Raw genomic sequence first — 25,588 nt, forward strand, 5'->3', positions numbered from 1 at the left:
CCACCCATGGGGCCGGGGTGATCCCGCCGGTCGCTTGATGACGCCGCCGCTCAGCCTGCTGAGCGGCGGCGTTGTCGTTGGCGGGGGCGGCACCGCCCATGGACTTTCTGTCCAGTCTGGACGTACAGTCCAAGCATGGGAGATGCAGAAGAGGCCCAGGACCCCCGGGTGCGGATGTGGGCGCCGGTGTGCCAGGCCGTCGCGCGTTTGCTCGGTCCGTACGCCGAGGTGGTGCTGCACGATCCGGACACCGACCGGGTCCTGGAGATCTGGAACCCCATGGGCTCCCGCGGCCCGGGGGACCCCTCTTTGCTCGGTGAGCTGGACGAGCTCGACCCGTCGCCGCAGGGCGTCTACGGGCCGTACGAGAAGCTGCTGGCGGACGGCCGCCGGCTGTCGTCGGTGAGCGCGGTCCTGCGGGATGCCCACGAGCGGCCGTCGGCCGTGCTGTGCATCAACCTTGACCGCACCCCGCTGGAACAGGCCGCGGCGGTCCTGTCCGCCTTCGGCGCGCCCACCGTGCAGCGCCCCGAGCCGCTGTTCGAGCAGGACTGGGCCGAGCGCATCCAGCACATCATCGGCAGCCACGTCCGCGAAACGGGACGTCCCGTCGAGCGCATGACCCGCCAGGACCGGCTGGCCGTCCTCGGCCTGCTGGACGAGGCCCGGGTGTTCGCCGTGCGCCGTGCCGCGCCGGTCGTCGCCGGGGCCCTGCGGGTGTCCCGGTCCACCGTCTACGGCCTGCTGGCCGAACTCCGAGCCTCCAGCGCAAAGGACTGACCGCCATGACCCGGCTGCCCGACTTCCGCCTCGAAACGTACTTCTCCCGCTGGGAGTTCACCGCCCGCCACCATCTGACCGCCTCCGACGTCCAGACCATGACACTCGGCGAGCTGCTCGGGCTGGCCGACGACACGGACCGGGAAGCCTTCGAGAACCTGTCCCTGGGCTACACCGAGACCTTCGGCGACCCGGCCCTGCGCGAGGTGATCGCCCAGACCTACGAGCAGGCCGGCGCGGACGACGTCATCTGTTTCGCGGGCGCCGAGGAAGCCCTCTATCTGGCGATGAATGTGCTGCTCGGCGCCGGTGACCACGCGGTGGTGGTGACCCCGAACTACCAGGCCGCCGAGACCGTGCCGCTGGCACTGTGCGAGGTCACCGGCGTGGCCCTCGACGCGAACCGGGACTGGGCCCTGGACCTCGACGAGGTGGCGGCGGCGATCCGGCCCAATACCCGGGTCGTCTCGGTGAACTTCCCCAACAACCCGACCGGCAAAGTCCTCGGCACGGCTGACTTCCTCGCCCTGGCCCGTCTGTGCGACGAGCGCGGCATCCACCTGTTCAGCGACGAGGTCTACCGCGGCCTGGAACGTGACCCGGCCCGCACCCTGCCGCACGCCGCCGATGTGTCGGAGCGTGCACTGTCGTTGAACGTGACCTCGAAGTCCCTGGGGCTTCCCGGGCTGCGCATCGGCTGGATCACCTGCCGGGACCGCGCGCTGCGTGCCCGTCTGGAGCGGGCCAAGCACTACACCACCATCTGCAACTCCGCGCCCAGCGAGGTCCTGGCCCGTATCGCGCTGAAGGCCCGCGAGACGATCCTGCACCGCAACCGGGCCCTGATCGCGGCCAATCTGCCGGCTTTCGAGGCCTTCTTCGCCGAGTTCGCCGACGACTTCGCATGGCAGCGGCCGGACGGCGGATGCGTCGCCTACCCCCGCTACCTCGGCGCCGACGGCGTGGAGGACTTCTGCACCCGCCTGGTGGAGGAAGCCGGCGTTCTGCTGCTGCCCGCGAGTATCTACCGCTCGGAACTCACCGCCACTCCCGCCGACCGTTTCCGCATCGGCATCGGCCGCCGCAACCCCGAAGAGGGCCTGGCGGCCTTCGCCGACTGGATGCGGGCGCGCCGATGACGCTCGCCGTCTTCGACGCGGCGGCCATCGAACGGGCCACCACCTCGCGGCTGGTCCTCGACACCATCCGTGACGCGCTCATCGCGCACGCGGAAGGCCGCACCCACGTGCCGCCGCCGCTGCATCTGGACTTTGCCGAGGCCGACGGGGACTGCCACGTCAAAGCCGGCTGGATCACCGGCGCCGCCGACTTCACCGTCAAGATCGCGACCGGCTTCTACGGCAACCCGGCGCGCGGTCTCTCCGCCAACCACGGTCTGGTCTGCGTCGTCAGCGCCCGCACCGGACAGCCGCGCGCGCTCCTCGACGACCGCGGTCTGCTGACCGCCTGGCGCACCGCCGCCGCGGGCGCGCTGATCACCCATGCCATGGCCCGCCCCGCCGCCGGCACGCTGGCCGTCTTCGGCACCGGCGAACAGGCCCGCCTCCAGGCCCTCTGGCTGGCCGAACTCCGGCCGGTGGGCCTGGTGCTGGTCCACGGCCGCACCCCGGACAAGGCCCACGCCCTGTGCGACACACTCGGCGCGCACGGCCTGGCCGCCCGTCCCGCCGGGGCGGCAGAGGCGGCCCGGGCCGACATGATCATCACCGCGACACCGGCCCGGTCCCCCGTTCTGGACGCCGACCGGGTGCGTGCGGGTGCCCATGTGACCGGCATCGGCACGGACATGCCGCACAAGAACGAGCTGCCGCCCGCCCTCTTCCACCGCGCACAGCTGATCGCCACCGACGACCATGCCCAGTGCCTGGACCACGGCGACTTCGGTCACGCGGTCCGTGCCGGGGCCGCCGCCGAGGACGGCGACATCGCGGCCGGCCTGCTGCTCAAGGCGCCCGTCGACCGGCCGGAGGCCGCGATCACGGTCGCCGACCTCACCGGTGTCGGAGCGCTCGACGCGGCGCTCGCCTCGGCCGTCCTCGGCCGGCTCCGGGAGTGAACGCCCAGGAGCCGGCACCCTGGCCGGGCCACGGCTCCTGTGCTCCGTAGTGGCCCGCGGGGACGGCGGTGCGGCGGAGCCGCGTGCTCAGCTCCGTACGGCCGCGGCCAGCCGCTCCAGCGTCGTGGTCATCGCCGGGCCCATCCGCCGTGGGTAGCCGGGGAGTTCCACGATGAGACGGGGGAGCCGGGCGCGCGACCAGTCAAAGGTGTGGGTGACCCGGGTGGTGACCTCGCTGCCGTCGCCGGGGCTGTCCGTGCCGCCCGTGCCGTTCACGGGCGTCAGTTCGTAGCGCCAGCGCTGCCCGCCGACCAGCCGCCGGCCACGGAGTTCGCCCCAGGTCTCCCAGGCGATCAGCCGGTCCTTCTCGTACTCCACCACGACATTCACCGACCGGTACGCGATCCGGCCCTGTGCCATTCCCATGCTGAACCGGTCGCCGGGCCCCAGCGGCGACGGCCCCTGCGGGCGGCCGCGCAGCATTCCCGAGCCGTCCAGCTCGGCGTGCCGGGCCGGGTCCCGGAGGAGGTCGAAGAGCTCCCGCGGTGTGGCGACGATGTCCCTGCTGACCGATATGGCCCTCATGGTGTGCCCCTCTGCTGCCGGTCCTGGTGCCCTCATCATGCAGGCAGTGGGAAGTGCGCCGGTCGCGGCCCTGTTTACCTGCGGTAGCGGAAGGTACCTTCCGCATCGAGCATCACGCCGTACGTGCCAGAGGAGGGCCGCGATGCCCGAGCCGACGCCCATACCCACCGATCAGCTGCACTTCGCGATGCCGCCGACGCATGCGACCGTCGAGGGCGAGCGGCGCTACCGCAAGGAGCGCCTGGTCGCGGCGCTGCGTCTCTTCGGGCGCCATGGCTTCGAGGAGGGCGTCGCGGGCCATATCACCGTGCGCGACCCGGAGTTCCCGCACTGCTTCTGGGTCAACCCCTTCGGGATGTCCTTCCGGCACCTCAGGGTCAGCGATCTGATCATGGTGAACGCGGAGGGAAAGGTCGTCGACGGCCGCTACCACGTCAACCAGGCGGCGTTCGCCATCCATTCCCAGGTCCACCAGGCCCGCCCCGACGTCATCGCGGCGGCGCACAGCCACTCCACCTACGGCCGGGCGCTGTCCTCACTGGGCGAGCTGCTGGAGCCGATCACCCAGGACGTCTGCGCGTTCTATGAGGACCACGCGCTCTTCGACGACTACACGGGCGTGGTGGTCGACGAGGGGGAAGGACGGCGGATCGCGGCCGCCCTCGGGCCCCACAAGGCGGTGATCCTGCGCAACCACGGGCTGCTGACGGTCGGCGACTCGGTGGACGCGGCGGCGTGGTGGTTCCTCACGATGGAGCGGTCCTGCCAGGTCCAGCTGGCCGCCAAGGCCGCCGGCGAGCCGGTGCTGATCGACCACCACAACGCCGTCCACACGCGCGAACAGCTGGGCAACGACCTGGTCGCCTGGATCAACTACCAGCCGCTGTACCAGCAGATCGTGCGTACCGAGCCGGACCTCTTCGACTAGGGCGCACCCGGGTGGCCGGGTGGCCGGGTGGCCGGGTGGCCGGGTGGCCGGGTGGCCGGGTGGCCCGGCGGCCGCGGCCGGGTGGGTGCCCTGCGGGGCGTACGGCGGTCCCGCAGGGCACCCCGCCTCACGGATGCGGGAACAGTTCGAAGAACGGCGAGGCCGTCGCCGAGATGCCGCGGCTGAACGGGGCGTCGAAATCCCAGACCAGGAACAGCAGAAAGGCGATCAGCGCGCTGAAGAGGCCCGCCATCAGCAACTCCCGCCCCGAACGCCGGATTTGCAGGGTGAACATGACACCGATCGAGATGGCACCCCCGATGATCAGTCCGAACCACACCACCCCCGGCAGCGTCGACTCGGCCGCGTTCGCCCGCGCGGTGCGGGCCCCGTCGGCCACCGCGACCTGGTCGACGAGGGGCTGGTACGACTGTCCCTCGAAGTCATTGCGCGGACGGTAATCGGTGACATCCGCCCGGACCTTCGTCAGCAGCTCGGTACCGCGCCCGGTCAGCTCCCCCTTCTCGGCCATCACGGGCCACTCCTTGTGCACCACATGGCTCACATACGCATCGACATCCGCGCGGATACGGTCCCGCACCGGTGCGGGGTAGGCCCGGGCCCGCGCACTGACCTCGTGCAGCGCCTGCGCCTCGGTCCGTACGGTGTCCTCGGCCGCGCTTCTGGCCTCCCACACACCGGCGATGGCCAGCCCCAGCACGATCGCGTACACCACCCCCACCATCATCGTCAGATACTCGATCACATCGGGTGTTTCGGACGGGTCGTCGTCCTCGGTGATCCGGCGCTCCTTCAGCACCGTGATGGTCAGGACGACGCCGCAAGCAGCGGCCATGGCGAGGGTCAATACCAGCCATTGCGACATGGAGACCTCCTACGAGGAACGGCGCCCGGCGGAACCGGACGAGGAGCTCGAACGGGGACGGAGGGCGGCGCCGGCCAGCACGGCCGGGGCGGTGAGCAGCAGGGTCGTGGTCACCACGGAGCGCCCGGCGCGCGGCCGGTGGGACGGCCGTGCGTAGCTGCGGGGCAGGACGGGTGGCGGTGACGCCGGGCGGCGGACGACGGGTGGGGGCTTCGGCTTCGGCGGGGGCGGCGGCGCCGTGGGACGGGCGCGCGGAGTGGGTGGCGGTGGCGGTGTCGGTGGCGGCGGTGGTGGCGGTGGCGGGGGAGGTGCCGGCCGGGGGGTATGGGCACGGGGCGGCGGGGGCGCGGGCTTGGGGACGTGGGGGCGCGGTGCCGGCCGGTGGGAGGGCGTCGGCGGGGGCTTGGTCCGGCTACAGGGGAAGTGCCAGCCGCGCGGCATGGGGAAGTCCGTCGGTACGTCCACCGGCGGCGCCGTTCCGGCGTAGGCGCAATTGTCGCCGGTGACCGGGCGGTCGGGCCGGCCAAGCGCGGTGGCCGCGGGCGCGATGACGAGCAGCGCGGCGATCCCGGCCAGCAGAAGGAACGCGGCGGCGGTCCGCAGCCCGGGACCGCCGGGGCGCGGTCCGTCCGGCCGTCGCGGCGCAGTCGGTCTGACCAGGTCATCGCAGCTGTGCGATCCGTGAATTCCGATTATTTGACGCACGGCGAGAGCTTGCGCCACGCGCCCACCGCTCAGCCTTCGCGGTGGCCCGGTTCGCCCGAATAGGGGACATGCCCCGGTTCCCCGGCCGGCGCGCCGGTCAGGTGTACGGGGGCCGCGAATTCCCTGTGCGGGGGCGTGGGTTCCTCGGTGCGCAGGTGCCGTTGCTCAGCTGCCGGTGGGGCGGTGCCCGGCGCCGCTGTGAGGGCGGCTGGCGCGGGGGCGGAGCCCGTTCACGGCCGGACGTCAACACAGCGCTGCGCCCGCCACCCGCCACCAACTGGACGTTTGAGGCGCCTCCTGCGGGGTGCGGCACAATTCGCCTTCGGAGAACTCAAGTTGATGATCAGCGGTGGCGGGCGGTAACGGACGTGTCGGTGGATGCGGCGGGCAGAATGGCCGGAACGGGCGAGCCGGGGGAGGGCGCGGAGCGCGCCGCCGGCGGCGAGTGCCGGTGCGGACGGTGCCCGCACGGCGCTCGGGCGGGGCACCAGCAGGCGGTTGCCGCGTTCATCGCGCTCCGCGAGGACTTCGCCGCCGGGCGCGGGGTGCCGGCCGGACTGGCGCGTTCCGCCGGTGCGGCCCGGCAGTGGGTCTCCGACGAACTCACGCTGTCCGCGAGGGAGGTCGCCCGGCGGCGCGCCGCCGGAAAGGCCGCCTGGCTGGCGGCCGTACGGTGGCGCACCCTGCTCGCCGTTTGGAGCGCGGCGGTGGCGCTGCTGCTCGGACAGGCGCTGACCGCCCTCGGCACCGGCTGGACGGCCGCCCGCACGGCGGGACTGGCCGCAGCCGTCGTACTGGCGCTGGGGCTCACCGCGGCGGCCTGGTGGCACCGGGCGCACGGCGGGGCGCTGGCGCCGCTGATCGGCGAGGACGGGCGGCTGTCCACCTCACGGACGATCGCGGCGGGCTGGGCGGCCGCGGTGCTGTACGCCGTCCTGACGGTGGTCGTGCAGCAGGTGACGGCCGCGGGCCCGGACGAGCGGCGCCCGCTGCTCCAGGGCGTGGCGCTCGCACGGTCCGGCGCGCTGCTGGTGGCGCTCGCCCTCGGGTGCGCGGTGGCCGTGCTGGCCTACGGGCTGGTGGCCTCGCGGGTGCGGTCGGGACGGCTTCAGAAGGTGCCCGCGGAGCGGCCGCGGGCCGCCGATCTGCTGACGGACGACGCGGGGCGGGGCAGTCTCCTGGACGTGCAGTACGTCCTGGTGAACGCGGCCGTGCTGGGGTGCGCGCTGGTACGGCTGGCCGGGCAACCGGCGCAATTGCCGCAGCTCCCCTGGGGGTTGGTGGTCCTCCTCGCGCTCTCCGGGGCGACCTATCTGTGGGGGAAGGCGGTGGCGGGCGGGCGGCCGGTGATCCTCTCGGTCGTCCGCTCCCGCGAGCTGGGCGATCTCGCCGCGCCGGTCCGTACCGGCGACGACATCGAGATCCGCGGCGCCGGTTTCGTCCCGCCGGGCGCCGGGACCCCCGACCGGCTTGCCCGGACCGTCGTACGCATCGGAGACGTACATGTCCCCGTCCCGCTGGTCCCGGTGGCCGGCGGCTTCACCAACCCGACGGACGGCGTGCTGACGGTCCCGGTACCGGTCGACGTCGAGCCCGGCCGGGTGGAGGTCCGCGTGGTCACGGCGGCGGGCGTGGAGACGAAGGGGTATGTGATCGACGTCGTGGACTAGGCGATGGCGGGCGGGTTCGGTGGGGACGGCGGATTCGGCGGATTCGGCGGTTCGGTGGTGCCGGAGTGTGCGGCGTGGCCGGCCGGTGGGTCATGGTCGGGCCCTGCGGATGACGGTGGGGCCCTGCGGGGCGGGGGCGGGTCCCCGGCCCTGTGGGGCAGGGTCGGGTCCCGCGGATCATGGGTGGTCCCGCGGCACCCTGGCGCGGCGCCTCGCCGGGTGCCTGGCGCCGGTCATCGGGCGGCGACGGGCGTGGTCGGTGCCGCCCGTGGCGCCCGGGTGCTGCTGCGTGACGATTCTGTGTGGCGCAGTGGCCTGAAGTGCATCGGTCCGTTGAACCTCTCGCGCACGTGCGTACGTATCTCCCCAGGAGGCGCGGGCGCGGGCACAATCGTCTGCGCCCGGTGGCAACGGAGAGGCGGACGTCATGGTGCACGCGAATCGTACGATCGGTGCCGACTTGGGAGGGGCGGGCGTCGAGGGTGCCGGCGCCGGATTGCGGGCGCAGCTGGCGCGGCATGCGCTGCTCCCCTTGCGGCTCTTTCTGGGGGCGACCTTCCTCTATGCGGGCATCGACAAGCTGACGGATCCGGCGTTCCTGGCGGCCGGTGGCGCGGGTTCGCTCGGCGAGATGCTGCGCCAGGTCCATGACGCGGCGGCGCTGCCGCAGCTCGTGGAGATCGCGCAGAAGAGTCCGGTGGGCTTCGGCTATGCCATCGCGGCCGGTGAACTGGCGGTGGGACTCGGGACTCTGGTGGGGCTGCTGGGGCGGCTGGCGGCGTTCGGCGGTGCGCTGATCTCGCTGACGCTGTGGCTCACCGTGAGCTGGGCGACCACGCCCTACTACTACGGCAATGACCTCGCCTACCTGGTGGCCTGGATCCCGCTCCTGCTGGCCGGTACGCCGAGGTTCTCCCTGGACGCCGCCCTGGCGAACCGCCGTAAGCGGCACGGGGCGCAGTTGTTCGGCTGAGGGCTGTCCCGCAAGCGGCGGGGGCGGTTCATGAGGGCCGGGGCGAGGGCGCTGATGCCGGGGCGCGGTGGCGGTGCCGTCGGTAGTCGTGTCAGGAGCCTTTCGAGGAGGTGCTGTCGGTGTGCGGGTGGAGCGGGCGGCGGGTCCTGGTCCAGACGGCTGCGGTGATGCCGGAGAGCAGCAGGCCGGCCGGGAGGGTGAGGAAGAGCCATGGGCCGGGGGCATCCCAGAGGCCAAGGGCGTCGAGGCCGTAGGCCGTGCCGAGGGTGAGGGCGGTGAGGCCGGAGATCAGGCGGGCCGGTTCGAAGGGGTGGCGCTTCACCGGTGGGCTCCCTCAGGGGTCGGGGCGGTCGGCGCGGCGGGGGTCGGCGCGGCGGGGGCCGGTTCGGCGCGGGTGACGGCGACCTGGCCGGCGCCGAGTTCGACGTTCAGCTCCACCGAGCCGCGCGGCTTCTCGCCCTTCTTGAGGCCGTCGGCGGGAAGGTCCACCGTCCGCCGTCCGGCCATGAGGTCCACGTCGTGCGGCGATTCGCCGGGCAGCTGGATATCGCCGAGGCCGAGCGAGACATGGAGCCGGGCGGTGACCCCGTGCGGCAGTGTCACGTGAAGGCGGCCGGCGCCCACTTCCGCGCCGGTGTGGACCGTGCGGCCCGCCTTGAGGGGCAGGCCGGTGAGGTCCAACTCCCCCTCTCCCGAACCGAGCTCATACTGCGGCCGGACGGCGCTGAGCGTGGTGGGGGCCCAGGTGAGCTTCTGCCAGTGGGTGGTGATGTTGGCAGGCAGCGTCGTCGCGCCCGCCAGCAGCAGGGCCGTCAGCACCACCATGAAGACCGTGCCGCCGCCCGTGCGTCCGTACCAGGCGCTGAGCACCAGCCCGAGGCCGAAGACGACCAATGCGCACGCCAGGCCCGCCTGGAGGGACGGCACCAGGCCGTCATGGCGGGAGACGGCGACCGCGGTGCCGCCACCGGCGAGCAGCGCGAGCAGGAACGTCCAGCCCCCGATCGGGCGTCCGACGCGGCGGCCCCGGCGCGGGGCCGGCGGCGCACCGGTCGGCGGCGCGGGCGGACGGCCCGCGTCGGACCGGCCGTCGTGCCCGTACGGGGCCGTGGCCGTGCCGTGCTCGCCCCGGTAACTGAGGTCGAGGGGCAGCGGGGTGTTGTCGGGTCCCCACAGATAGCCCGGGCCCGCCGCCTCCCCGCGCTGGGCGCGCCACCAGGAGGGGCCGGCGGGCACCGGGGGCGCCTTGGTCTCGGGCGGGGCGTCGGCCACCGCCTGGGCCGTGGCGGTGTCCATCGCCTGCGGGCCCTCGGCCTCCACCAGCCGCCGCCGGCGCGACCAATAGGCGGAACCGGCCACCGCCAGCGTCAGCATGATGGCGAACGACATCATGCTGCCCTTGGCGAGGGTCGTCAGGAACAGTCCGCAGCCGACCAGAGCGAAGAGCAGGGCCGTCAGGGCGGGGCCCTCCACTCGGCCGGAGAGCAGCCGGCGGCCCTCGTTCTGGTCCTCGCCGTCGAGGGGGATGAGCAGCCAGGCGAAGCCATAGGCGATCAGCCCGAGGCCGCCGACGGAGAGCACGGCGAGCACGACCCGGAAGATCACCGGGTCGAGATCCCACTGCCGGCCCAGCCCGCCGCAGACTCCGCCGATCACCTTGTGCCGCCGGCTGCGGCGCAGCGGCGGATGCGAGGCGGGGCCGGCGGGGCCGGCGGGCGCCGACTCCTCGATGTGGGCTGCATCGTTCATGAGGCCATGGTGACAAGGGCGACAGTGCCGCGACATCCGTGGAAACCCTGGCACATCCCTGAGATCCGCTGATGGCGGCCCTGAGATGCCCCAGGGGGGTCCCGAAACCCCTCGTGCGCTCGCATATGCCCCTGCGCCCGTGCCCGGGCGGAAGAAGAGATGTGGACGGGTGGTGGCCGGGGGGCTGCCCGGCGGCATCGGCGACTATCGTTGCGCCCTGGATACGTACGGGTTTCCGGAGGGGCGTGCGGTGACGGAGGCGGCGTCGGTGGACGAGGGGCGACTGGTCGCCGGGCGATATCGCCTGGTTGAGCGGATAGGCCAGGGCGGTATGGGTACCGTCTGGCGGGCCCGGGACGAGCTGCTCGGCCGTCAGGTCGCGGTGAAGCGTCTGCATGTCTCACCGCAGCTGGACGAGGACGAACTGGCAACGCGCTATGAGCGCACCACCCGTGAGGCCCAGGCAGCTGCGCGCATCAACCACCCCAATGTGGTGAGCGTCCACGACGTCGTGGACGACGCCGGGATGCCGTGCATCGTCATGGAGTACGTGCCCTCCACGACGCTCGGCGACGCCATCAAGGAGGCCGCGCGGACCGACAGTTCGGTGGAGCCGCGCGAGGCCGCCCGTATCGGACGGGGCATGGTGGCGGCGCTGCGGGCCGCACACTCCGCCGGTGTGCTGCACCGTGACGTCAAGCCGGGCAACGTGCTGCTCGGTGAGGACGGCCGCGTCGTCCTCACCGACTTCGGCATCGCGGTCGCCACCGGCGCCTCCACGCTCACCAAGACGGGCGAGCTGGTGGGCTCCATCGACTACTTGGCGCCCGAGCGCGTCAAGGGCGGCACCCCGGGCCCCGCCTCCGACCTGTGGGCGCTGGGAGCGACGCTCTATCAGGCGGTCGAGGGGCGCTCGCCGTTCCGGAAGCCCACCGCGGTCGAGACGGCGTACGCGATCGCCATGGACCCGCTGGTGGCGCCCCGCAACGCCGGGACACTGGCCCCGCTGATCGAGGCGCTGCTCGCCAAGGAGCCGGCGGAACGGCCGACGGCCGAGGTCGTCGAGCTGGCGCTGCGCGCGGCCGAAGCCGACGCGGAGACCGCGCTGATGGGCTGGTCGACGATGACCCTGGGGACGGTCGGACGGGGCCGCCGCCCCGAGCAGGCCACCCCGGACGGCGAGACGGAGGCACCCACCCGCCCGGTGCACGATACGGGCGAGGTGGCGGCCACTTCGGCCCGCGGCACCGGCAACGGGGCGCGTACGGGCGCGGTCACGGGTGCGGGGGCCGGCGCCGTTGCGAACACCGGCAGCGACGCCGTGACCGGCCCGGTCGCCGTTCCGGACGTGACCGGCGCCGGACGGTCCGCCGACCGCGCCGACGTGCTGGTCGGCGGCACGGCGCCCCGTAAGAAGCACGCCCGGATCGTGGTCTGGAGCATCATCGGGGTGCTGGTCGCCGGCGGCGGCGCGGGCACGACCTGGTACCTGATGCACCCCACCGAATCCGGTGGCTCCAGCAAGGCGACGGCGAACAAGAGCACCACACCCGAGCTCCCCAAGGCCCCCGACCACACCATCGGACCGCCGCCGCCCCTGCCCGACGGTTACCACAGCGTCAAGGAGACCGCACTTGGCGTCAGGTTCCCGCTCCCCGACGGTTGGACGCGCGAGCCCCAGGACGGCGGCCGGCAGATCGTCTACACCTCGGAGCTCGCGCAGCTCACTGTCAGCGTCCTGGACTTCTCCTCGGGGGACCAGGTGCAGCACTTCAAGGAGGTGGAAAAGGCCTTCAAGCGGAAGTACCCCGTCTACACGAACCTGCGCTTGCAGCCCACGGTCTTCCAGGGCGATCCGGCCGCGATCTGGGAGTTCACCTTTGGCGGCCGGGCCCGTACCTTCCGGGGGATCGACCTGGGCTTCGGCCGTGAGGGCGGCAAGGAGTACGCGATCTACGTGTCCGCACCGGAGGCCGACTGGGCGGAGTACGAGAAGGTGTTCGCGACGGTGAAGGACGGCTTCCGCAGGACCGGCCCGCTGAGTTGAGGTGCCGGGTCGCACGGTGGCGCGAGCAGCCGACGGCCCCGGCCCTGACCTCTCCCCGGAAACGTCAGGGACAGCCTCAGGGACGACCCTGATGCCCCGGGCTCGGGAACCGTGTGACGATCGGGGACATGACCAGCGCCCCACCCCGCGCCGAGACGGGCTACGCCCCGGCGCCGGACCCTGACGACCCGCCTGTGCGCAAGCTCTACCGCAGCGCCGACGGGCGGCTGCTCGGTGGCGTCGCGCGGGGTCTCGCGGGGCATCTCGGACTGCCGGTCTCCTGGGTGCGGATCGTGTTCGTGGCCCTGTTCATGGCCGACGGGATGGGCGCCCTGCTGTATGCCGCGTTCTGGTTCTTCGTCCCGCTGGGCGTCGGAGGCGTGGAGCACCGGCAGCCCGCCCCGGCCGACGGCAGGCGCCGCCTGCTGCGCCACCGGCCCGACAAGGGCCAGGTCTTCGCGCTGATCGCGCTGCTCATCGGATCCTCGATCGTCGCCTCCCGCTTCCAGCTGGGCCAGGCCGACGGCTATCTCTGGCCGGTGCTGCTGATCGGCGCCGGTGTCGCCCTGGTGTGGCGGCAGGCGGACAACTCCCGCCGCGCCCAGTGGCTGGAGCTCGGCCGCCGCAAGGGCCTGCTGCCGATGGTGCGGGGTGCGGCCGGAGTGCTGCTGGTGGGCGTCGGGGTGACGGGCATCGTCGTGCTTCAGGGCTCGGTGCGCCACCTCGGTTCGGTGCTTCAGGCCGCGCTCGCCGTCGTCGTCGGCATAGCGCTGCTGGCGGGCCCCTATCTCGTGCGGATGGCCCAGGACCTCTCCGAGGAGCGGCTGATGCGCATCCGCGCCCAGGAGCGCGCTGAAGTGGCCGCCCATGTCCATGACTCGGTCCTGCACACCCTCACCCTGATCCAGCGCAATGCCGACGACCCCCGGGAGGTGGCGAGGCTGGCCCGCGCCCAGGAGCGTGAGCTGCGCGCCTGGCTCTACAAGCCCGAGGGTCGCGGCAAGGAGGAGGACGAGGAGCCGGCCACCCTGGCGGAGGCGGTCCGCAAGTCCGCTGCCGAGGTGGAGGACCACCACGGAGTCCCCATCGAGGTCGTGGTCGTCGGCGACTGCCCGCTGGACGAGCCGCTCGGCGCCCAGATGCAGGCCGCCCGCGAGGCGATGGTTAATGCCGCGAAATACGGCGGCGAGGGCGGTGCGGTGCAGGTGTTCGCCGAAGTGGAGGGCCGTACGGTCTTCGTCTCGGTGCGCGACCGCGGCCCCGGATTCGACCTGGACGCGGTCCCCGGGGACCGGATGGGCGTGCGGGAGTCCATCATCGGCCGTATGGAGCGCCATGGCGGCACCGCCCGGCTCCGGTCCGCTCCCGAGGGCGGCACGGTCGTCGAGCTGGAAATCGAGCGCGCGGCGGCGGAGCGCGAGATATGACCGGGCCGGGCGAGGGGCGGCCGGAGGCGACAGCGTGCGCCGGGGCACGGGATGATGACGGGGCAGACACCGAGGGACGGGCGGAAGAGATGAGCAGCGAGGACGCACAGCAGGACGGGACCGGCGGGGCGGCCGAGGGCCGGACCGTACGGGTCGTGCTGGTCGACGACCACCGGATGTTCCGTACGGGCGTCCAGGCCGAGATCGGTGAGACCGGGCGCACCGGCGTCGAGGTCGTCGGCGAGGCGGCCGACGTCGACCAGGCGCTCACGGTCATCACGGCCACCCGCCCCGAGGTCGTCCTCCTGGACGTCCACCTCCCCGGAGGCGGCGGCGTCGAGGTGCTGCGCCGCAGCGCCGCGATGATGACCGACGCCGAGCGCCCGGTCCGCTTCCTGGCGCTCTCCGTCTCCGACGCGGCCGAGGACGTCATCGGCGTCATCCGGGGCGGCGCCCGCGGCTATGTCACCAAGACGATCACGGGCACGGACCTGGTCGACGCGATCTTCCGGGTCGCCGATGGCGATGCGGTCTTCTCCCCGCGGCTGGCCGGCTTCGTCCTGGACGCCTTCGCCTCGTCGGACGCCCCGCCGATCGACGAGGACCTCGACCGTCTCACCCAGCGCGAGCGGGAGGTCCTGCGGCTGATAGCCCGCGGCTATGCCTACAAGGAGATCGCCAAGCAGCTGTTCATCTCCGTGAAGACCGTCGAGTCCCATGTCTCCGCGGTGCTGCGCAAGCTCCAGCTCTCCAACCGGCATGAGCTGACCCGGTGGGCCGCGGCCCGGCGGCTGGTCTGACCTGCGGAAGCAGCCCGGGGCGGGCGCACGCACCGCTTCATGACGAGGGAGTAACAAAGCACCAAAGAAGGGCAACCAGGACCCCGCGGATCACCATCTAAAGGCGCGGAGAGGCTCACTGCCGAAGGCGGGGCCGGAACCATCCCCACGTCCTTCGCGTAGTTTGTCCTGGAAGCGAGATCCCGATGAGCCTGACGGGCACGCCCTTCTTCCTCACCTCGCTCATGCTGCTGATCGTCGCCGTCGTGCTGCCCTTCGCCCTCTGGGGCCGAATAGCCGGGCCGCCCCTGGTGCGCGGTGCCGCCCGGCTGCTGATGCTGCTGTTCGCCCAGGTCACGGCCATCACCGTGGTCTTCGTCCTGGTCAACAACGCCAACAGCCTCTACGACACCTGGGGCGATCTGCTCGGCACCGACAGCCATGTCGAGGCGGCCCGCGACCTCGGGCCCGACGGCATGGGCGGCCGGCAGATCGCGCATGAGCCCAAGCAGCTCCAGCGCTTTCGCCCGGCCGACGACCCCAAGGTGGGCGCCGGTGTCCAGATGACCGACCTCCAGGGCAAGATCTCGGGGGTGCGGGGCGAGGTGTACGTCTGGCTGCCGCCGCAGTACAACGACCCCGCCTACCGGACCAAGAAGTTCCCGGTGGTCCAGCTGCTGCCCGGCTACCCGGGCTCGGCGAAGTCCTGGCTGGGCTCGCTGCACGCGGCCGAGCAGCTGATGCCGCTGATGCAGAGCGGTGCGGTCAAGCCGGCCATCCTGGTGGCGCCCCGGACCAACCTGCTCCCCGGAGTGGACACCGGATGCGTCAACCTCCCCGGCAAGGTCAACGCCGACAGCTGGCTGACCGTCGATGTCCGCAAGATGATCATTGACAACTTCCGGGCCGGCGACAAGCCGGACTCCTGGGCCCTGGCCGGGTATTCGGCCGGTGCGCACTGTGCCACCAAGCTCGCGCTGGCCCACCCCGACCGTTACCGTGCCGCGGTCGCCATGTCCGGCTACAACGACCCGGCGCTGGAGCGCGACTCGCTGGCCGGCAAGGACCCCAAGCTGCGCACCGAGTCCAACCCGCTGCACATCCTGAAGTCGGCCAACGCGGCCGGCAAGCCGCCGCGTACCGCGCTGTATGTGTCGGGCGCGGCCCGTGACGGCTACCAGTCCGGCCTCGCCCTGCGGCAGTTCGCGCAGCTCCCGACGACGGTGACGGTGCAGCTGATCCCGGCGAGCGCGGGCGGCCACACCACGGCGGTCTGGGAACAGCAGGTCCCGCAGATCTTCCGCTGGCTGGGGACACAGCTCAGGTCGTGACCACAGGGGGACGCTGCCGGGCCCGCGGGCGCGACCGGACCGGGGACGCCATCGGACCGGGGACGCCATCGGGCCCGCGCCGCAACGGGGACCGCAACCGGACCGGCGACGCCACCGGACCCTCGCCGCAAACCGGGACCGGGGCCGCGAAGGCCCGAGTCCCTTTCCGCGCGCGGCAGTCGAGTGGTACCGCCGCGCACTCCCCCCGGTTACGCGGGCCGGGTCGCCGCCGCGAACGGCATCTGGTCGATCGGCGCGATCCGTACCGGCGCTCCCGGGTGCGGCGCGTGGATCATCCGGCCGTCCCCGACGTAGATCCCCACATGGCTGATGCCGGAGTAGAAGAACACCAGGTCACCGGGGGCGAGTTGGGAGCGGGCGACCCGCGGACCGGAGCTGATCTGGGTGTAGGTCGTACGCGGCAGGGCGACCCCGCCGGCCTTCCAGGCGGCCTGGGTCAGCCCCGAGCAGTCGTAGCCGGCGGGCCCCGTCGCGCCCCAGACGTACGGCTTGCCGAGGGCGCTGTAGGCGAAGGAGACGGCGCGGGCGGCGCGGGGGTTGGGCGCCTGCGCCGCGGCGGCCCCCACAGCGCCGGGAAGCCGGCTGAGTGTGCCGCCCCCATTGCCGCCCCCATTGCCGTCCCCGTGGTCCGTACGGCCCTGGCCGGGCCCGCTCCGTGCGCCGTCCCGGGCCGCCATCCGCTGCCGCTGCTCCGCGGTCAGCCGGGACAGCAACTGCTCGGCGGCGTCCAGCTTGTGCACAACGGTGACCCGGTGCTTCTTCAGCTGCGCCTCGGTGTCCGCCAGTCGCTCCACGGTGTCCTCGGCCCGCTGCCGGACCTGCCGGACGCTGCCGAGCCGGCGCGCGTAACCGGCCACGGCGGTCGCCTGATGGCTGCCCGTACGCTCCAGCACCGCGGCGCCGTCCAGATAGCGCTGCGGGTCCGCGGACAGCAGCAGCCGTACGCTCGGGTCGATGCCGCCGGAACGGTACTGGCCGGCGGCCATGGCGCCCAGTTCGGCGCGGGCGGCGTTCAGCTTCCCGGTCCTGCGGGCGGCCTCGTCCTGGAGCCTGCTCAGCTCCTCGCGTGCCGTGTCGGCGGAATCCTTCGCACCGTTGTAGCTCTGCGTGGCCACCTCTGCCTCCTGGTACAGCGCGTCGACCCGGTTCTTTACCTGGGCGGGGGTGAGCCGGTGTGCGGCGTGGCCGGCGGCGTCGAAGTCGGGGGTGAGGGGGGCGGCTGCCGCCTGTGCGAGGCCGAACGTGGGGGCGGCACCGGCCAGCGCCAGGGTGGCGGCCGTACGGGCGGTGCGCGCGCTGCGCGAGCCGCCACCGGTGAGCGAGGCGAGCGGATGCTGCCGGGGCTTGCGGTGCGAGGCCACGGTGGCCGTCACTTCCTTCCCTTCGAGCCGCGGGTCCGGCGGCGGTCCGTCACGGGGGCAACGGGCCGCCGCCGCACCTCTCGGCGGGGGCGGCCGACGGAACGCCGGTGGGAGACCGGCGAGGCGGGGAGTCGGCCGCCTGGAGGAGGACGCTAAGCCTGGGTGTTGCGGCAGTGAGTGCGCTTGCCCGGCATTGTCCGCTTTCGACCGCGGCGGGTACGCGGGTGACCGCGGCGCCATGGCCGTACGGCCGGGACCGGCCTGGCCTGACCGAAGCGGCGATAGTGGGCGCCCTGCCCGAAGGGCCGTGCTATACGGCGGCTACGATCCAGCACTATGGACGTAGTAACCAATATCTTCGTCGGCCTGCACATCATCGGCATCGCCTCCCTGCTGGGCGGCTTTCTGACCCAGATGAAGGCGATGAGCGCGGGCACCGCCCGCTTCGTGCCGGCCATGCTGCACGGCGCACTGACGATGCTGGTCACCGGCATCGTGCTGGTCGGCCTCAACCAGGCCCAGGACCACCCGCTCAACAACATCAAGCTCGGCATCAAGATGGCCGTCCTGGTGGTGATCCTGGCGCTGGTCTACGTCAAGCGGGACGACGAGACGGTCGACAAGCCGCTCTTCGGCGCGGTCGGCGGCCTGACCGTGGCCAACATCTTCATCGCGGTGCTCTGGACCTGACGAGCGCCCCACTACGGCACACCGCGCGGTCCTCGCCTCCGGATACGGAAGCGAGGGCCGCGCGGTGGCGTGTGGGGGGTGACCGTGGGGGGTGGTCTGGTGGGGGAGCGGGCCAGGGTCAGCCCGGGCGGACGCTCCCGTATATCGGCATGTAGTAGATCGACTCCTCCCGGACGCTGGCGCCCGGCTTCGGAGCGTGGACCATCTTCCCGTCGCCCAGGTACATGCCGACGTGGCTGATGTCGTCATAGAAGAAGACCAGGTCGCCGGGCTGAAGATCCTTGGTGGCCACCCGCTGGCCCACCTTGACCTGGTCCCAGGTCGTCCGCGGCAGATCGACACCCGCCGCCTTCCACGCCGCCTGGGTCAGCCCCGAGCAGTCGTAGGAAGTGGGTCCGGTCGCGCCCCAGACGTACGGCTTGCCGATCTGGGCGCGGGCGAAGGCGAGCGCCTTGGCGCCCTTGCTGGTGGCTGAGTCGCCCGTGGAGCCGCCCGTGGACCCGCCACCGGTGGAGCCTCCGGTCGAGCCGCCGCCGTCCTGCTGCCGCTGGCGCTCCCGCTCCTGCTGCTTGCGCGCCTCCTCCGCGGCCCGGCGCTTGGCCGCCGCCTCCTTCTGGCGTTCCAGCTCCGCGAGCCGCGCCTTCTCCTGGGCGGTCAGCCGGGAGAGCAGCTGCCGGGCCTCGGCCAGCTTGTCCTGGACTGAGCGCTTGGACTCCTTGAGGGAGGCCTGCGACGCCTGCAACCGCTCCAGGCTGCGGGTCGCCTCGGCGCGCTGCTTGGTGGCCGCCGCCTGCTGCTCCTGGTAGTCGGTGACGGCCTGCTTCTGCCGGCCGGTCAGCCGCTCCATGAGGTGGTTGCGGTCGACGAACTGCTGCGGGTCCTTGGCGAGCATCAGCTGCGCCGTCGGGTTCATGCCGCCGGTCCGGTACTGCGCCGAGGCGAAGGTGCCCAACAGACGCCGGGACTCGTTCATCTTCTCGGCGCGCTTGGCGGAGGCGTCGAGCAGGCTGTCCACGGTGTGGCGCTGTCCGTCGGCGCGCTCCTTGGCGGCGTTGTATTTCTGGGTGGCCACCTCGGCCTGGTGGTAGAGGTCGTCGACCTTCTGCTTGACCTCTTCGACGGTGGGCTTGGGTGCCCTGGGGGCCGCGTCGGCGGACTGCGAGAGCAGGGTGACCGAGGCGAGGGCGGCGGTGGTGAGCCCGGCCGCCGTACGGCGGCCTGTGGGTGAGGCGAGAACGCTGGTGCGCGGCTTGCGATGCGACGCCAAGACCGGCAACTCCTTCCGTGGACCGCCTACCGGGTTAGCTGTCGGGTTCGGGCGGTGTCGCTGACGGAAGGCTTGCCCTACGGTCCGGACGTCCACTGGCGACGGCCGTACGGATCGATTCACCCCGGTGGTGCTGGTGGGTCCCCGGCTCCGGGTGCCTGAGGGCAGGGCCGGACTCGGCGTCGGCGGCCCGTGCGAACCTGTCGTTCGCGGGGAGGCGGGCTGCCTGAGCGAGGACGTTAGCCAACTCGTGTGGCTCCTGTGAAGGCTGATGTTCGATATGCCCGAAACCTTTTCGTGACCTGAACGCGATGCGGGGGTTGTTGTGGCAGATGTCGGATTCGGGTAGACGAAGCGCCGCCCGGCCGGCGCCCGGCCGCCGGCCTCCTGACCTGGCGCTGCGCCGGGGACCGCCCGGAGGTGGCCCGCAATCCGCCACTCCGCGGCGGACTGTCAGTGCGGCGGCCTAGACTCGGTGGGCGATGAGCAGCCTCTTTGACGACAGCTTCCTGGCGGACCTCGGCCACAAGGGCGAGGAGGAGCACCCCCCGCCCCCCGAGGACGAGCACGGCCCGGCCCCGGAGGAGATCCCCGCCGACCTCTTCGGCGGGAGGTTCGACGCGCCCGCGCCCAGGGAGCCGTATTACCGCGATGGCGCCGCCCGCCCCGCCATCGACCCGGCGGCGCTGCTGGAGGGGCTCAACGACGAGCAGAAGGCCGCCGTGGTGCACACCGGCGGCCCGCTGCTGATCGTCGCCGGCGCCGGCTCCGGCAAGACCCGGGTGCTGACCCACCGCATCGCGCATCTGCTCGCGGAGCGCCATGTCCACCCCGGCCAGATCCTCGCGATCACGTTCACCAACAAGGCCGCCGGTGAGATGAAGGAGCGCGTCGAGGAGCTGGTCGGCCCGCGCGCGAACGCCATGTGGGTCTCCACCTTCCACAGCGCCTGCGTCCGCATCCTGCGCCGCGAGTCCAAGAAGCTGGGCTTCACCTCGTCCTTCTCGATCTACGACGCCGCCGATTCCAAGCGCCTGATGGCCTTGGTCTGCCGCGATCTGGATCTGGACCCCAAGCGCTACCCGCCCAAGTCCTTCAGCGCGAAGATCTCCAACCTCAAGAACGAGCTCATCGACGAGGAGACCTTCGCCGGGACGGCGGCTGGGGGCACCTCCCAGACGGAGTCTGGGGGAGGTTTTGAGAAGACGCTGGCCGAGGCGTATGCGATGTACCAGGCACGGCTGCGCGAGGCCAACGCCCTGGACTTCGACGACATCATCATGACGACGGTCAATCTGCTCCAGGCCTTCCCGGATGTCGCCGAGCACTACCGCCGCCGCTTCCGCCATGTCCTCGTCGACGAGTACCAGGACACCAACCACGCTCAGTACACCCTCGTACGCGAACTGGTCGGCCCCGCCGAAACCGCCGCCGAGCTGTGCGTCGTCGGTGACGCCGACCAGTCGATCTACGCCTTCCGCGGCGCCACGATCCGCAACATCCTCCAGTTCGAGGAGGACTACCCGGACGCGACCACGATCCTGCTGGAGCAGAACTACCGCTCGTCGCAGACGATCCTGTCCGCCGCCAACGCCGTCATCGAGCGCAACGAGAACCGCCGCCCCAAGAACCTCTGGACGGACGCCGGCGCCGGCCCCAAGATCACCGGCTATGTCGCCGACACCGAGCACGACGAGGCCCAGTTCGTCGCCGACGAGATCGACCGGCTGACGGACGCCAAGGACGCCAAGGCCGGCGATGTCGCCGTCTTCTACCGCACCAACGCCCAGTCCCGTGTCTTCGAAGAGATCTTCATCCGGGTCGGGCTGCCCTACAAGGTCGTCGGCGGGGTGCGCTTCTACGAGCGCAAGGAGGTCCGCGATGTGCTCGCCTATCTGCGGGTGCTCAGCAACCCCGAGGACACCGTCCCGCTGCGCCGCATCCTGAACGTGCCCAAGCGCGGCATCGGCGACCGCGCCGAGGCGATGATCGACGCCCTGTCCCTGCGCGAGAAGATCACCTTCCCGCAGGCGCTGCGCCGGGTCGACGAGGCGTACGGCATGGCGGCCCGCTCCGCCAACGCCGTCAAGCGCTTCAACGTCCTCATGGAGGAGCTGCGGACCATCGTCGAGTCCGGCGCCGGCCCCGCCACCATCCTGGAAGCGGTCCTGGAGCGTACGGGCTACCTCGCCGAGCTCCAGGCCTCCACCGACCCCCAGGACGAGACCCGGATCGAGAACCTCCAGGAACTCGCCGCCGTGGCCCTGGAGTTCGAGCAGGACCGCGGCGAGGAGAATCCGGGCACCCTCTCGGACTTCCTGGAGCAGGTCGCCCTGGTCGCCGACTCCGACCAGATCCCGGACGAGGACGAGGAAGGCAGCGGCGTCATCACCCTCATGACGCTGCACACCGCCAAGGGCCTGGAATTCCCGACCGTCTTCCTGACCGGCATGGAGGACGGCGTCTTCCCGCACATGCGCTCCCTGGGCCAGACCAAGGAGCTGGAGGAGGAGCGCCGGCTGGCCTATGTCGGCATCACCCGCGCCCGCGAGCGGCTCTATGTCACCCGCTCGACGATGCGCAGCGCCTGGGGCCAGCCCTCGTACAACCCGCCCTCCCGGTTCCTGGAGGAGATCCCGGACGATTACGTGGAGTGGAAGCGGACGGGCCCGGCGACGCCCTCCGCCTCCATGGGCGGCCTGTCGGCGGGCGGCGGAGGCGGCTTCGGCTCCTCCTTCTCGTCGTCGCGCGCCAAGGGCCCCAGCGGCTTTGCGACCCGCCGCTCCCAGGACCGCCCGGCCGTCTCGCTGGCCATCGGCGACCGCGTCACGCATGACAGCTTCGGCCTCGGCACGGTCGTCGGCGTCAAGGGCAGCGGTGACAACGCCGAGGCGACGATCGACTTCGGCGGCGAGAAGCCCAAGCGGCTGCTGCTGCGGTATGCGCCGGTGGAAAAGCTGTAACGGAAGCCGGAAGCCCCCGGGGACACGCCTCGGGGGCTTTGGCGGAGCCGTCGGCGGTCAGTTCGGGTCGAGGCCGTGGTCGCGCAGCCAGGGCAGCGGGTCGACCGCCGCGCCGCCGCCGGGACGCACCTCGAAGTGCAGATGCGGTCCGGTGGAATTGCCGGAGTTGCCCGAATAGGCAATCTGGTCACCGGCCTTGACCGACCCGGAGCGGATCTTGGTGCTGCTGAGATGGCAGTACCACGTCTCGGTGCCGTCGGGCGCCGTCACGATCGCCATGTTGCCGTAGGCGGAGTTCCACTGGGTGCGCACGGTGCCGTCGGTGGCGGACATGACCGGGGTGCCGTAGCTGACCGGGAAGTCGATACCGGTGTGCAGCGACATCCAGTTCACCCCGGCCTGGCCGAACTGGGCGCTCAGCCCGTGCTGCTTGACCGGCAGCAGGAACTTGGGCCGCGCCGCCTCCTTGCGGGCCGCCTCCTCCGCCTTGCGCTTGCGCTCCTGCGCCTGGCGTTCCTTGAGGTCGATCCGCTCCTGCGTACGGCTGGCCCGGTCGCGGAAGTCGTCGGCGCTGGCGCTGAGTCCGGCGAGCTGGGTGTCGAGCTTGTTGTTGGCCGCGGCCGGCTTGACGGCCCCGGCGTCGGGCGCGGCCTGGGTGGTCGCCTCGTCCTTCTCGGCGCCGCCGAAATCGGTGACGGCAGCGGCGGCCGCGGCGCACACGCCCATGGCGGCGACCGAGGGCACCGCGACCGTCAGCAGTGCCGACCGCTTCGCCGTACGCCGCCGGCCCCGGCCGCGGACGGCCTTCCCGGCGTCCGGCCCGGCGACCCGCCGGCCGGCGGGGGCGGGGGCGGGGGCCGCGGGGGTGATCGGCATGGCCTGCGTCATGGCGTCCGCCACGGCCGCGGCCTCGCTGTAGTCCTCGGCGTCGCCGGGGGAGTGCTCGTCGGCCTCGGCCCGGCCGGTGTCGTACGGGTCGCTCGCGGGCCGGTCGCTGTCGGGGCCGCCGTTGCTGAAGTGCCCGGCCTCGTTCCAAGTGGCGCTGTCCCACTGGAGGGTGTCGGTCGGGGGCGGCCCGGCCTGCGCCGGGATATTGGCGATCAGGTCCTGGTCCGTGGTCGACCAGATCGCGGTGGCCTCGTAGCTCGCGGTCTCCTGGAGCGCGGTGGCCTGCCGGTCGAAGGCGTCGAAGGAGTCGGTGGCCTCGTACGCGCCGGTGGCGTAACGGCCGGTGTCATACGCGCCGGTGGGATAGCTGCCGGTGTCGTAGCCGCCGTGACCGTACGCGGTGGCGTCGTAACCGGCCGTCTCGTGTCCCGACGGGGCGTACGCGGTCGCGTCGTGCGCCGAGGTGTCGTAGGCGGTGTGCGCGTACGGGTCGTAGCCCGCGTCGGACGCGTGCGGGTCGACGGCGGCATAGGCGCCGGTGTCCCACCCGCAGGTCTCCCACGCGCCGGTGTCCCACTGGGGTGAGGCGTAGCCGCCGGTGTCGTACGCGCCGGTGGCATAGCCGTCGCCCGCCGGGTACGTCCCCGTGTCATAGGTGTCGGTGCCATAGCTGCCGGTGCCGTAGACGCTCATGCCGTAGGCGCCCGCCGCGTGCGTACCGGTGTCGTACATCCCGGTGTCATAGGTGCCGGTGTCGTACATACCGGTCTCGTACGAGCCGGGGAGCGAGCCGAAGAGGGGGTCGCCGTTGCCGTATTCGGCGACGCCGGCCGGGGCCTGCTGTGCATAGGAGTCGTAAGCCGGGTAATGCGCATACGAGGCGTCGGCAGGAGAGCCGGTCGGAGGCTGGGCCTCCGAGGGGTGACGGTCGTTCACCAACTTCTCTTTCGCCTCGGCAGCAGGAGAATTAGCGGCGACTGTACCCGGCGGTACGCGACGGCGACAATCTTCAACTGGTTTTGGGCTAGGCCAGATCGGGCATTTGGCCGCCTTTCGGCAGTCCCCATGCGAGCTCTTGGCGCCTCGTTCGATGTTTGTTCGACTCCACGTCAAGATCATGTCGTCGATACGGCGTCGTGACGGCCTCCCGCGGACGCCTGGCAGGTCATCGCGGCCGCCCGGTCAGGCCACCGAAATGGTGTCCGCGGCTCCTTCCGCCGCTTCCGCCGCGGTCAGCGCTTCCCGTATTCCGGCGGCGACGGTGCCATTGACCGGCAGGGCGAGATGTCCGACACCGGCGACATGCACGTTGTACGCGAGCAAATCAGGGTGACTGATTTTCGCTGTCGTGGCCGGAATCATCACCTGATCCTCCGCACTCCAGAAAGCCACGAATTGCGTGCGGCAATTCGGCGCGGGCCGCGCCAACTCCGCTATCACCTCGGAATCGGGGCGCATCTGACGGACGAGGGGGTGCGCCGACAGCAGGGGCGCGATCCGGGTGCCGGAGTGCGGGGTGCCGAGCGTGACCACCGTACGGACGCGGGTGTCGCCGCCCAGCCGCTGTACGTAATAGCGGGCGATGAGCCCGCCGAGGCTGTGGCCCACGAGGTCCACCCGGCGATGGCCGGTCCGGGCGCAGACCTCCTCCACATGGCGGCCGAGCAACTCGGCGGCCTTACGGAGATCGCAGGTCAGCGGGGAGTAGTTGAGCGCCTCGACATGGCGCCAGCCGTGCCGGTGCAGTGAGCGGCGCAGCAGCAGGAAGACGGAGCGGTTGTCGATGAAGCCGTGGAGCAGGAGGACCGGCGGATGGGCCCGGCCCTCGGTCGGCAGCATCGTGGGTGCGCCCGGGGCGGGCTGCGGAATCTCCGGCTCCAGGAGTCCTTCCGGGGGCTCGGCCGCGGGGTGGGGTGCGGGCCGTGGCAGGGGGCGTTCCTGGGAGATGCCGGTCGGATAGAGCAGGAGATGGCCGGCGAGGATCGCCAGGTCCACGACCGTGCTGCGCAGGAGAAGTGAAGAGGCGCGGTCGGGGAGCAGGCGCGCGCACCGGAGCGGTGTCGAAACCAGGCGCGCGATCAGAAGGGGTGCGGAGAGAAAGGGCAGGGCCTGCATGGCCGACCTCCCGAACGGCACGCGGAAGGCGGCGTCGACCCCCGTATGCCCTCGTGGGAAGCCCTGGGTGGCGATGACGGGCATGCGGCTGACCGCGCTGATGCGTGCCCGGCGGCTCGGTGGCCCGGCGGTGGCTCCCCGTGCGCCCGGCCCGCGTCCTGCGCCGCCCGGCTCCGGCGGCACGACACGCGGGACGCGGCGCGTAGCGAACGTGTCCCATGTGTGATTTCCCCCTCCCCGGATGTCACGAAACGGCTGGGTACGGGATGCTGGCGATAACGTTCGTTCACGCTCGTGGCCGCCGGATCGCGGTCGCGCGATCGATTGTCGGCTCGGCGGCACCACA

At 72.1% G+C, this 25,588-nt stretch carries 21 protein-coding genes and 1 riboswitch; of the genes, 13 read left to right on the forward strand and 8 right to left on the reverse strand.

Annotation, left to right across the window (positions count from 1 at the left end; genetic code table 11):
- Positions 1–135: 135 nt before the first annotated feature.
- The 3 genes from CP981_RS23705 to CP981_RS23715 are packed head-to-tail and all read left to right on the forward strand — an operon-like array spanning position 136 to position 2,857.
- On the forward strand, positions 136–780 hold the full coding sequence (locus tag CP981_RS23705; protein WP_085926927.1) for a helix-turn-helix transcriptional regulator: 645 nt from the start codon (positions 136–138) through the stop codon (positions 778–780).
- 5 nt (positions 781–785) lie between these two features.
- Complete coding sequence (locus tag CP981_RS23710; protein ID WP_085926928.1) at positions 786–1,919, forward strand: aminotransferase class I/II-fold pyridoxal phosphate-dependent enzyme; 1,134 nt, start codon at positions 786–788, stop codon at positions 1,917–1,919.
- Positions 1,916–2,857: an ornithine cyclodeaminase family protein gene (locus tag CP981_RS23715; protein ID WP_085926929.1), complete on the forward strand. Its 942-nt coding sequence runs from the start codon at positions 1,916–1,918 to the stop codon at positions 2,855–2,857. Before CP981_RS23710 ends, CP981_RS23715 begins: the two co-directional genes overlap by 4 nt.
- A gap of 87 nt (positions 2,858–2,944) precedes the next feature.
- Here the strand turns inward: CP981_RS23715 and CP981_RS23720 are convergent, their stop codons facing one another.
- Positions 2,945–3,442 carry an SRPBCC family protein gene (locus tag CP981_RS23720; protein ID WP_085926930.1) on the reverse strand — a complete coding sequence of 166 codons (498 nt, stop codon included), beginning with the start codon at positions 3,440–3,442 and terminating at the stop codon, positions 2,945–2,947.
- A gap of 37 nt (positions 3,443–3,479) precedes the next feature.
- Between CP981_RS23720 and CP981_RS23725 the strand changes: the two genes are divergently transcribed.
- Positions 3,480–4,370 (forward strand): class II aldolase/adducin family protein, encoded by an 891-nt coding sequence (locus tag CP981_RS23725; protein ID WP_280116722.1) that lies wholly within the window; start codon positions 3,480–3,482, stop codon positions 4,368–4,370.
- A gap of 127 nt (positions 4,371–4,497) precedes the next feature.
- Here the strand turns inward: CP981_RS23725 and CP981_RS23730 are convergent, their stop codons facing one another.
- On the reverse strand, positions 4,498–5,256 hold the full coding sequence (locus tag CP981_RS23730) for a bestrophin-like domain (RefSeq protein ID WP_085926932.1): 759 nt from the start codon (positions 5,254–5,256) through the stop codon (positions 4,498–4,500).
- On the opposite strand from CP981_RS23730, the gene CP981_RS37850 reads away from it, so the two are divergent.
- From CP981_RS37850 to CP981_RS23740, 3 genes are all read left to right on the forward strand, one after another.
- The gene (locus CP981_RS37850) at positions 5,255–5,413 is read left to right on the forward strand and encodes a hypothetical protein (protein ID WP_158092681.1); all 159 of its coding nucleotides are present in this window, start codon (positions 5,255–5,257) and stop codon (positions 5,411–5,413) included. The genes CP981_RS23730 and CP981_RS37850 overlap by 2 nt on opposite strands.
- Before the next feature lie 940 nt (positions 5,414–6,353).
- Positions 6,354–7,631, forward strand: a complete 1,278-nt coding sequence (locus CP981_RS23735; RefSeq protein WP_085926934.1) for a hypothetical protein — start codon at positions 6,354–6,356, stop codon at positions 7,629–7,631.
- Positions 7,632–8,058: 427 nt separating this feature from the next.
- Positions 8,059–8,604, forward strand: coding sequence for a TQO small subunit DoxD (locus CP981_RS23740; protein ID WP_042147419.1), 546 nt, complete (start codon positions 8,059–8,061; stop codon positions 8,602–8,604).
- A gap of 91 nt (positions 8,605–8,695) precedes the next feature.
- Here the strand turns inward: CP981_RS23740 and CP981_RS23745 are convergent, their stop codons facing one another.
- Positions 8,696–8,926, reverse strand: a complete 231-nt coding sequence (locus CP981_RS23745) for a hypothetical protein (protein WP_085926935.1) — start codon at positions 8,924–8,926, stop codon at positions 8,696–8,698.
- Entirely contained in the window at positions 8,923–10,353 is a 1,431-nt protein-coding gene (locus tag CP981_RS23750; protein ID WP_085926936.1) for a PspC domain-containing protein, read from the reverse strand. Before CP981_RS23750 ends, CP981_RS23745 begins: the two co-directional genes overlap by 4 nt.
- A gap of 331 nt (positions 10,354–10,684) precedes the next feature.
- On the opposite strand from CP981_RS23750, the gene CP981_RS23755 reads away from it, so the two are divergent.
- From CP981_RS23755 to CP981_RS23770, 4 genes are all read left to right on the forward strand, one after another.
- Positions 10,685–12,400 (forward strand): serine/threonine-protein kinase, encoded by a 1,716-nt coding sequence (locus CP981_RS23755; protein ID WP_244330068.1) that lies wholly within the window; start codon positions 10,685–10,687, stop codon positions 12,398–12,400.
- A 128-nt stretch (positions 12,401–12,528) separates the two neighbouring features.
- Positions 12,529–13,827 carry an ATP-binding protein gene (locus tag CP981_RS23760; protein ID WP_085926953.1) on the forward strand — a complete coding sequence of 433 codons (1,299 nt, stop codon included), beginning with the start codon at positions 12,529–12,531 and terminating at the stop codon, positions 13,825–13,827.
- A gap of 89 nt (positions 13,828–13,916) precedes the next feature.
- Positions 13,917–14,627 carry a LuxR C-terminal-related transcriptional regulator gene (locus CP981_RS23765; RefSeq protein ID WP_085926938.1) on the forward strand — a complete coding sequence of 237 codons (711 nt, stop codon included), beginning with the start codon at positions 13,917–13,919 and terminating at the stop codon, positions 14,625–14,627.
- Positions 14,628–14,812: 185 nt separating this feature from the next.
- Positions 14,813–15,937: an alpha/beta hydrolase gene (locus CP981_RS23770; RefSeq protein WP_085926939.1), complete on the forward strand. Its 1,125-nt coding sequence runs from the start codon at positions 14,813–14,815 to the stop codon at positions 15,935–15,937.
- A 209-nt stretch (positions 15,938–16,146) separates the two neighbouring features.
- Here the strand turns inward: CP981_RS23770 and CP981_RS23775 are convergent, their stop codons facing one another.
- Entirely contained in the window at positions 16,147–17,331 is a 1,185-nt protein-coding gene (locus CP981_RS23775) for a C40 family peptidase (RefSeq protein WP_085926940.1), read from the reverse strand.
- 324 nt (positions 17,332–17,655) lie between these two features.
- Here CP981_RS23775 and CP981_RS23780 point away from each other — a divergent pair, with 324 nt between their 5' ends.
- Positions 17,656–18,009, forward strand: a complete 354-nt coding sequence (locus CP981_RS23780; protein ID WP_085926941.1) for a hypothetical protein — start codon at positions 17,656–17,658, stop codon at positions 18,007–18,009.
- Between the two features lie 118 nt (positions 18,010–18,127).
- Here CP981_RS23780 and CP981_RS23785 read toward each other — a convergent pair whose 3' ends face one another.
- Positions 18,128–19,276 carry a C40 family peptidase gene (locus CP981_RS23785; RefSeq protein ID WP_085926942.1) on the reverse strand — a complete coding sequence of 383 codons (1,149 nt, stop codon included), beginning with the start codon at positions 19,274–19,276 and terminating at the stop codon, positions 18,128–18,130.
- A 7-nt stretch (positions 19,277–19,283) separates the two neighbouring features.
- Positions 19,284–19,468: riboswitch (cyclic di-AMP (ydaO/yuaA leader) on the reverse strand.
- Positions 19,469–19,758: 290 nt separating this feature from the next.
- Here CP981_RS23785 and pcrA point away from each other — a divergent pair.
- Positions 19,759–22,239, forward strand: a complete 2,481-nt coding sequence (pcrA, locus tag CP981_RS23790) for a DNA helicase PcrA (protein WP_085926943.1) — start codon at positions 19,759–19,761, stop codon at positions 22,237–22,239.
- A 57-nt stretch (positions 22,240–22,296) separates the two neighbouring features.
- Here pcrA and CP981_RS23795 read toward each other — a convergent pair whose 3' ends face one another.
- On the reverse strand, positions 22,297–24,063 hold the full coding sequence (locus CP981_RS23795; RefSeq protein WP_085926944.1) for a M23 family metallopeptidase: 1,767 nt from the start codon (positions 24,061–24,063) through the stop codon (positions 22,297–22,299).
- 246 nt (positions 24,064–24,309) lie between these two features.
- On the reverse strand, positions 24,310–25,242 hold the full coding sequence (locus tag CP981_RS23800; protein ID WP_085926945.1) for an esterase/lipase family protein: 933 nt from the start codon (positions 25,240–25,242) through the stop codon (positions 24,310–24,312).
- Positions 25,243–25,588: the final 346 nt, after the last annotated feature.

Source organism: Streptomyces platensis (genome assembly GCF_008704855.1).
In the GTDB taxonomy this organism is placed as follows: Bacteria; Actinomycetota; Actinomycetes; order Streptomycetales; family Streptomycetaceae; genus Streptomyces; species Streptomyces platensis.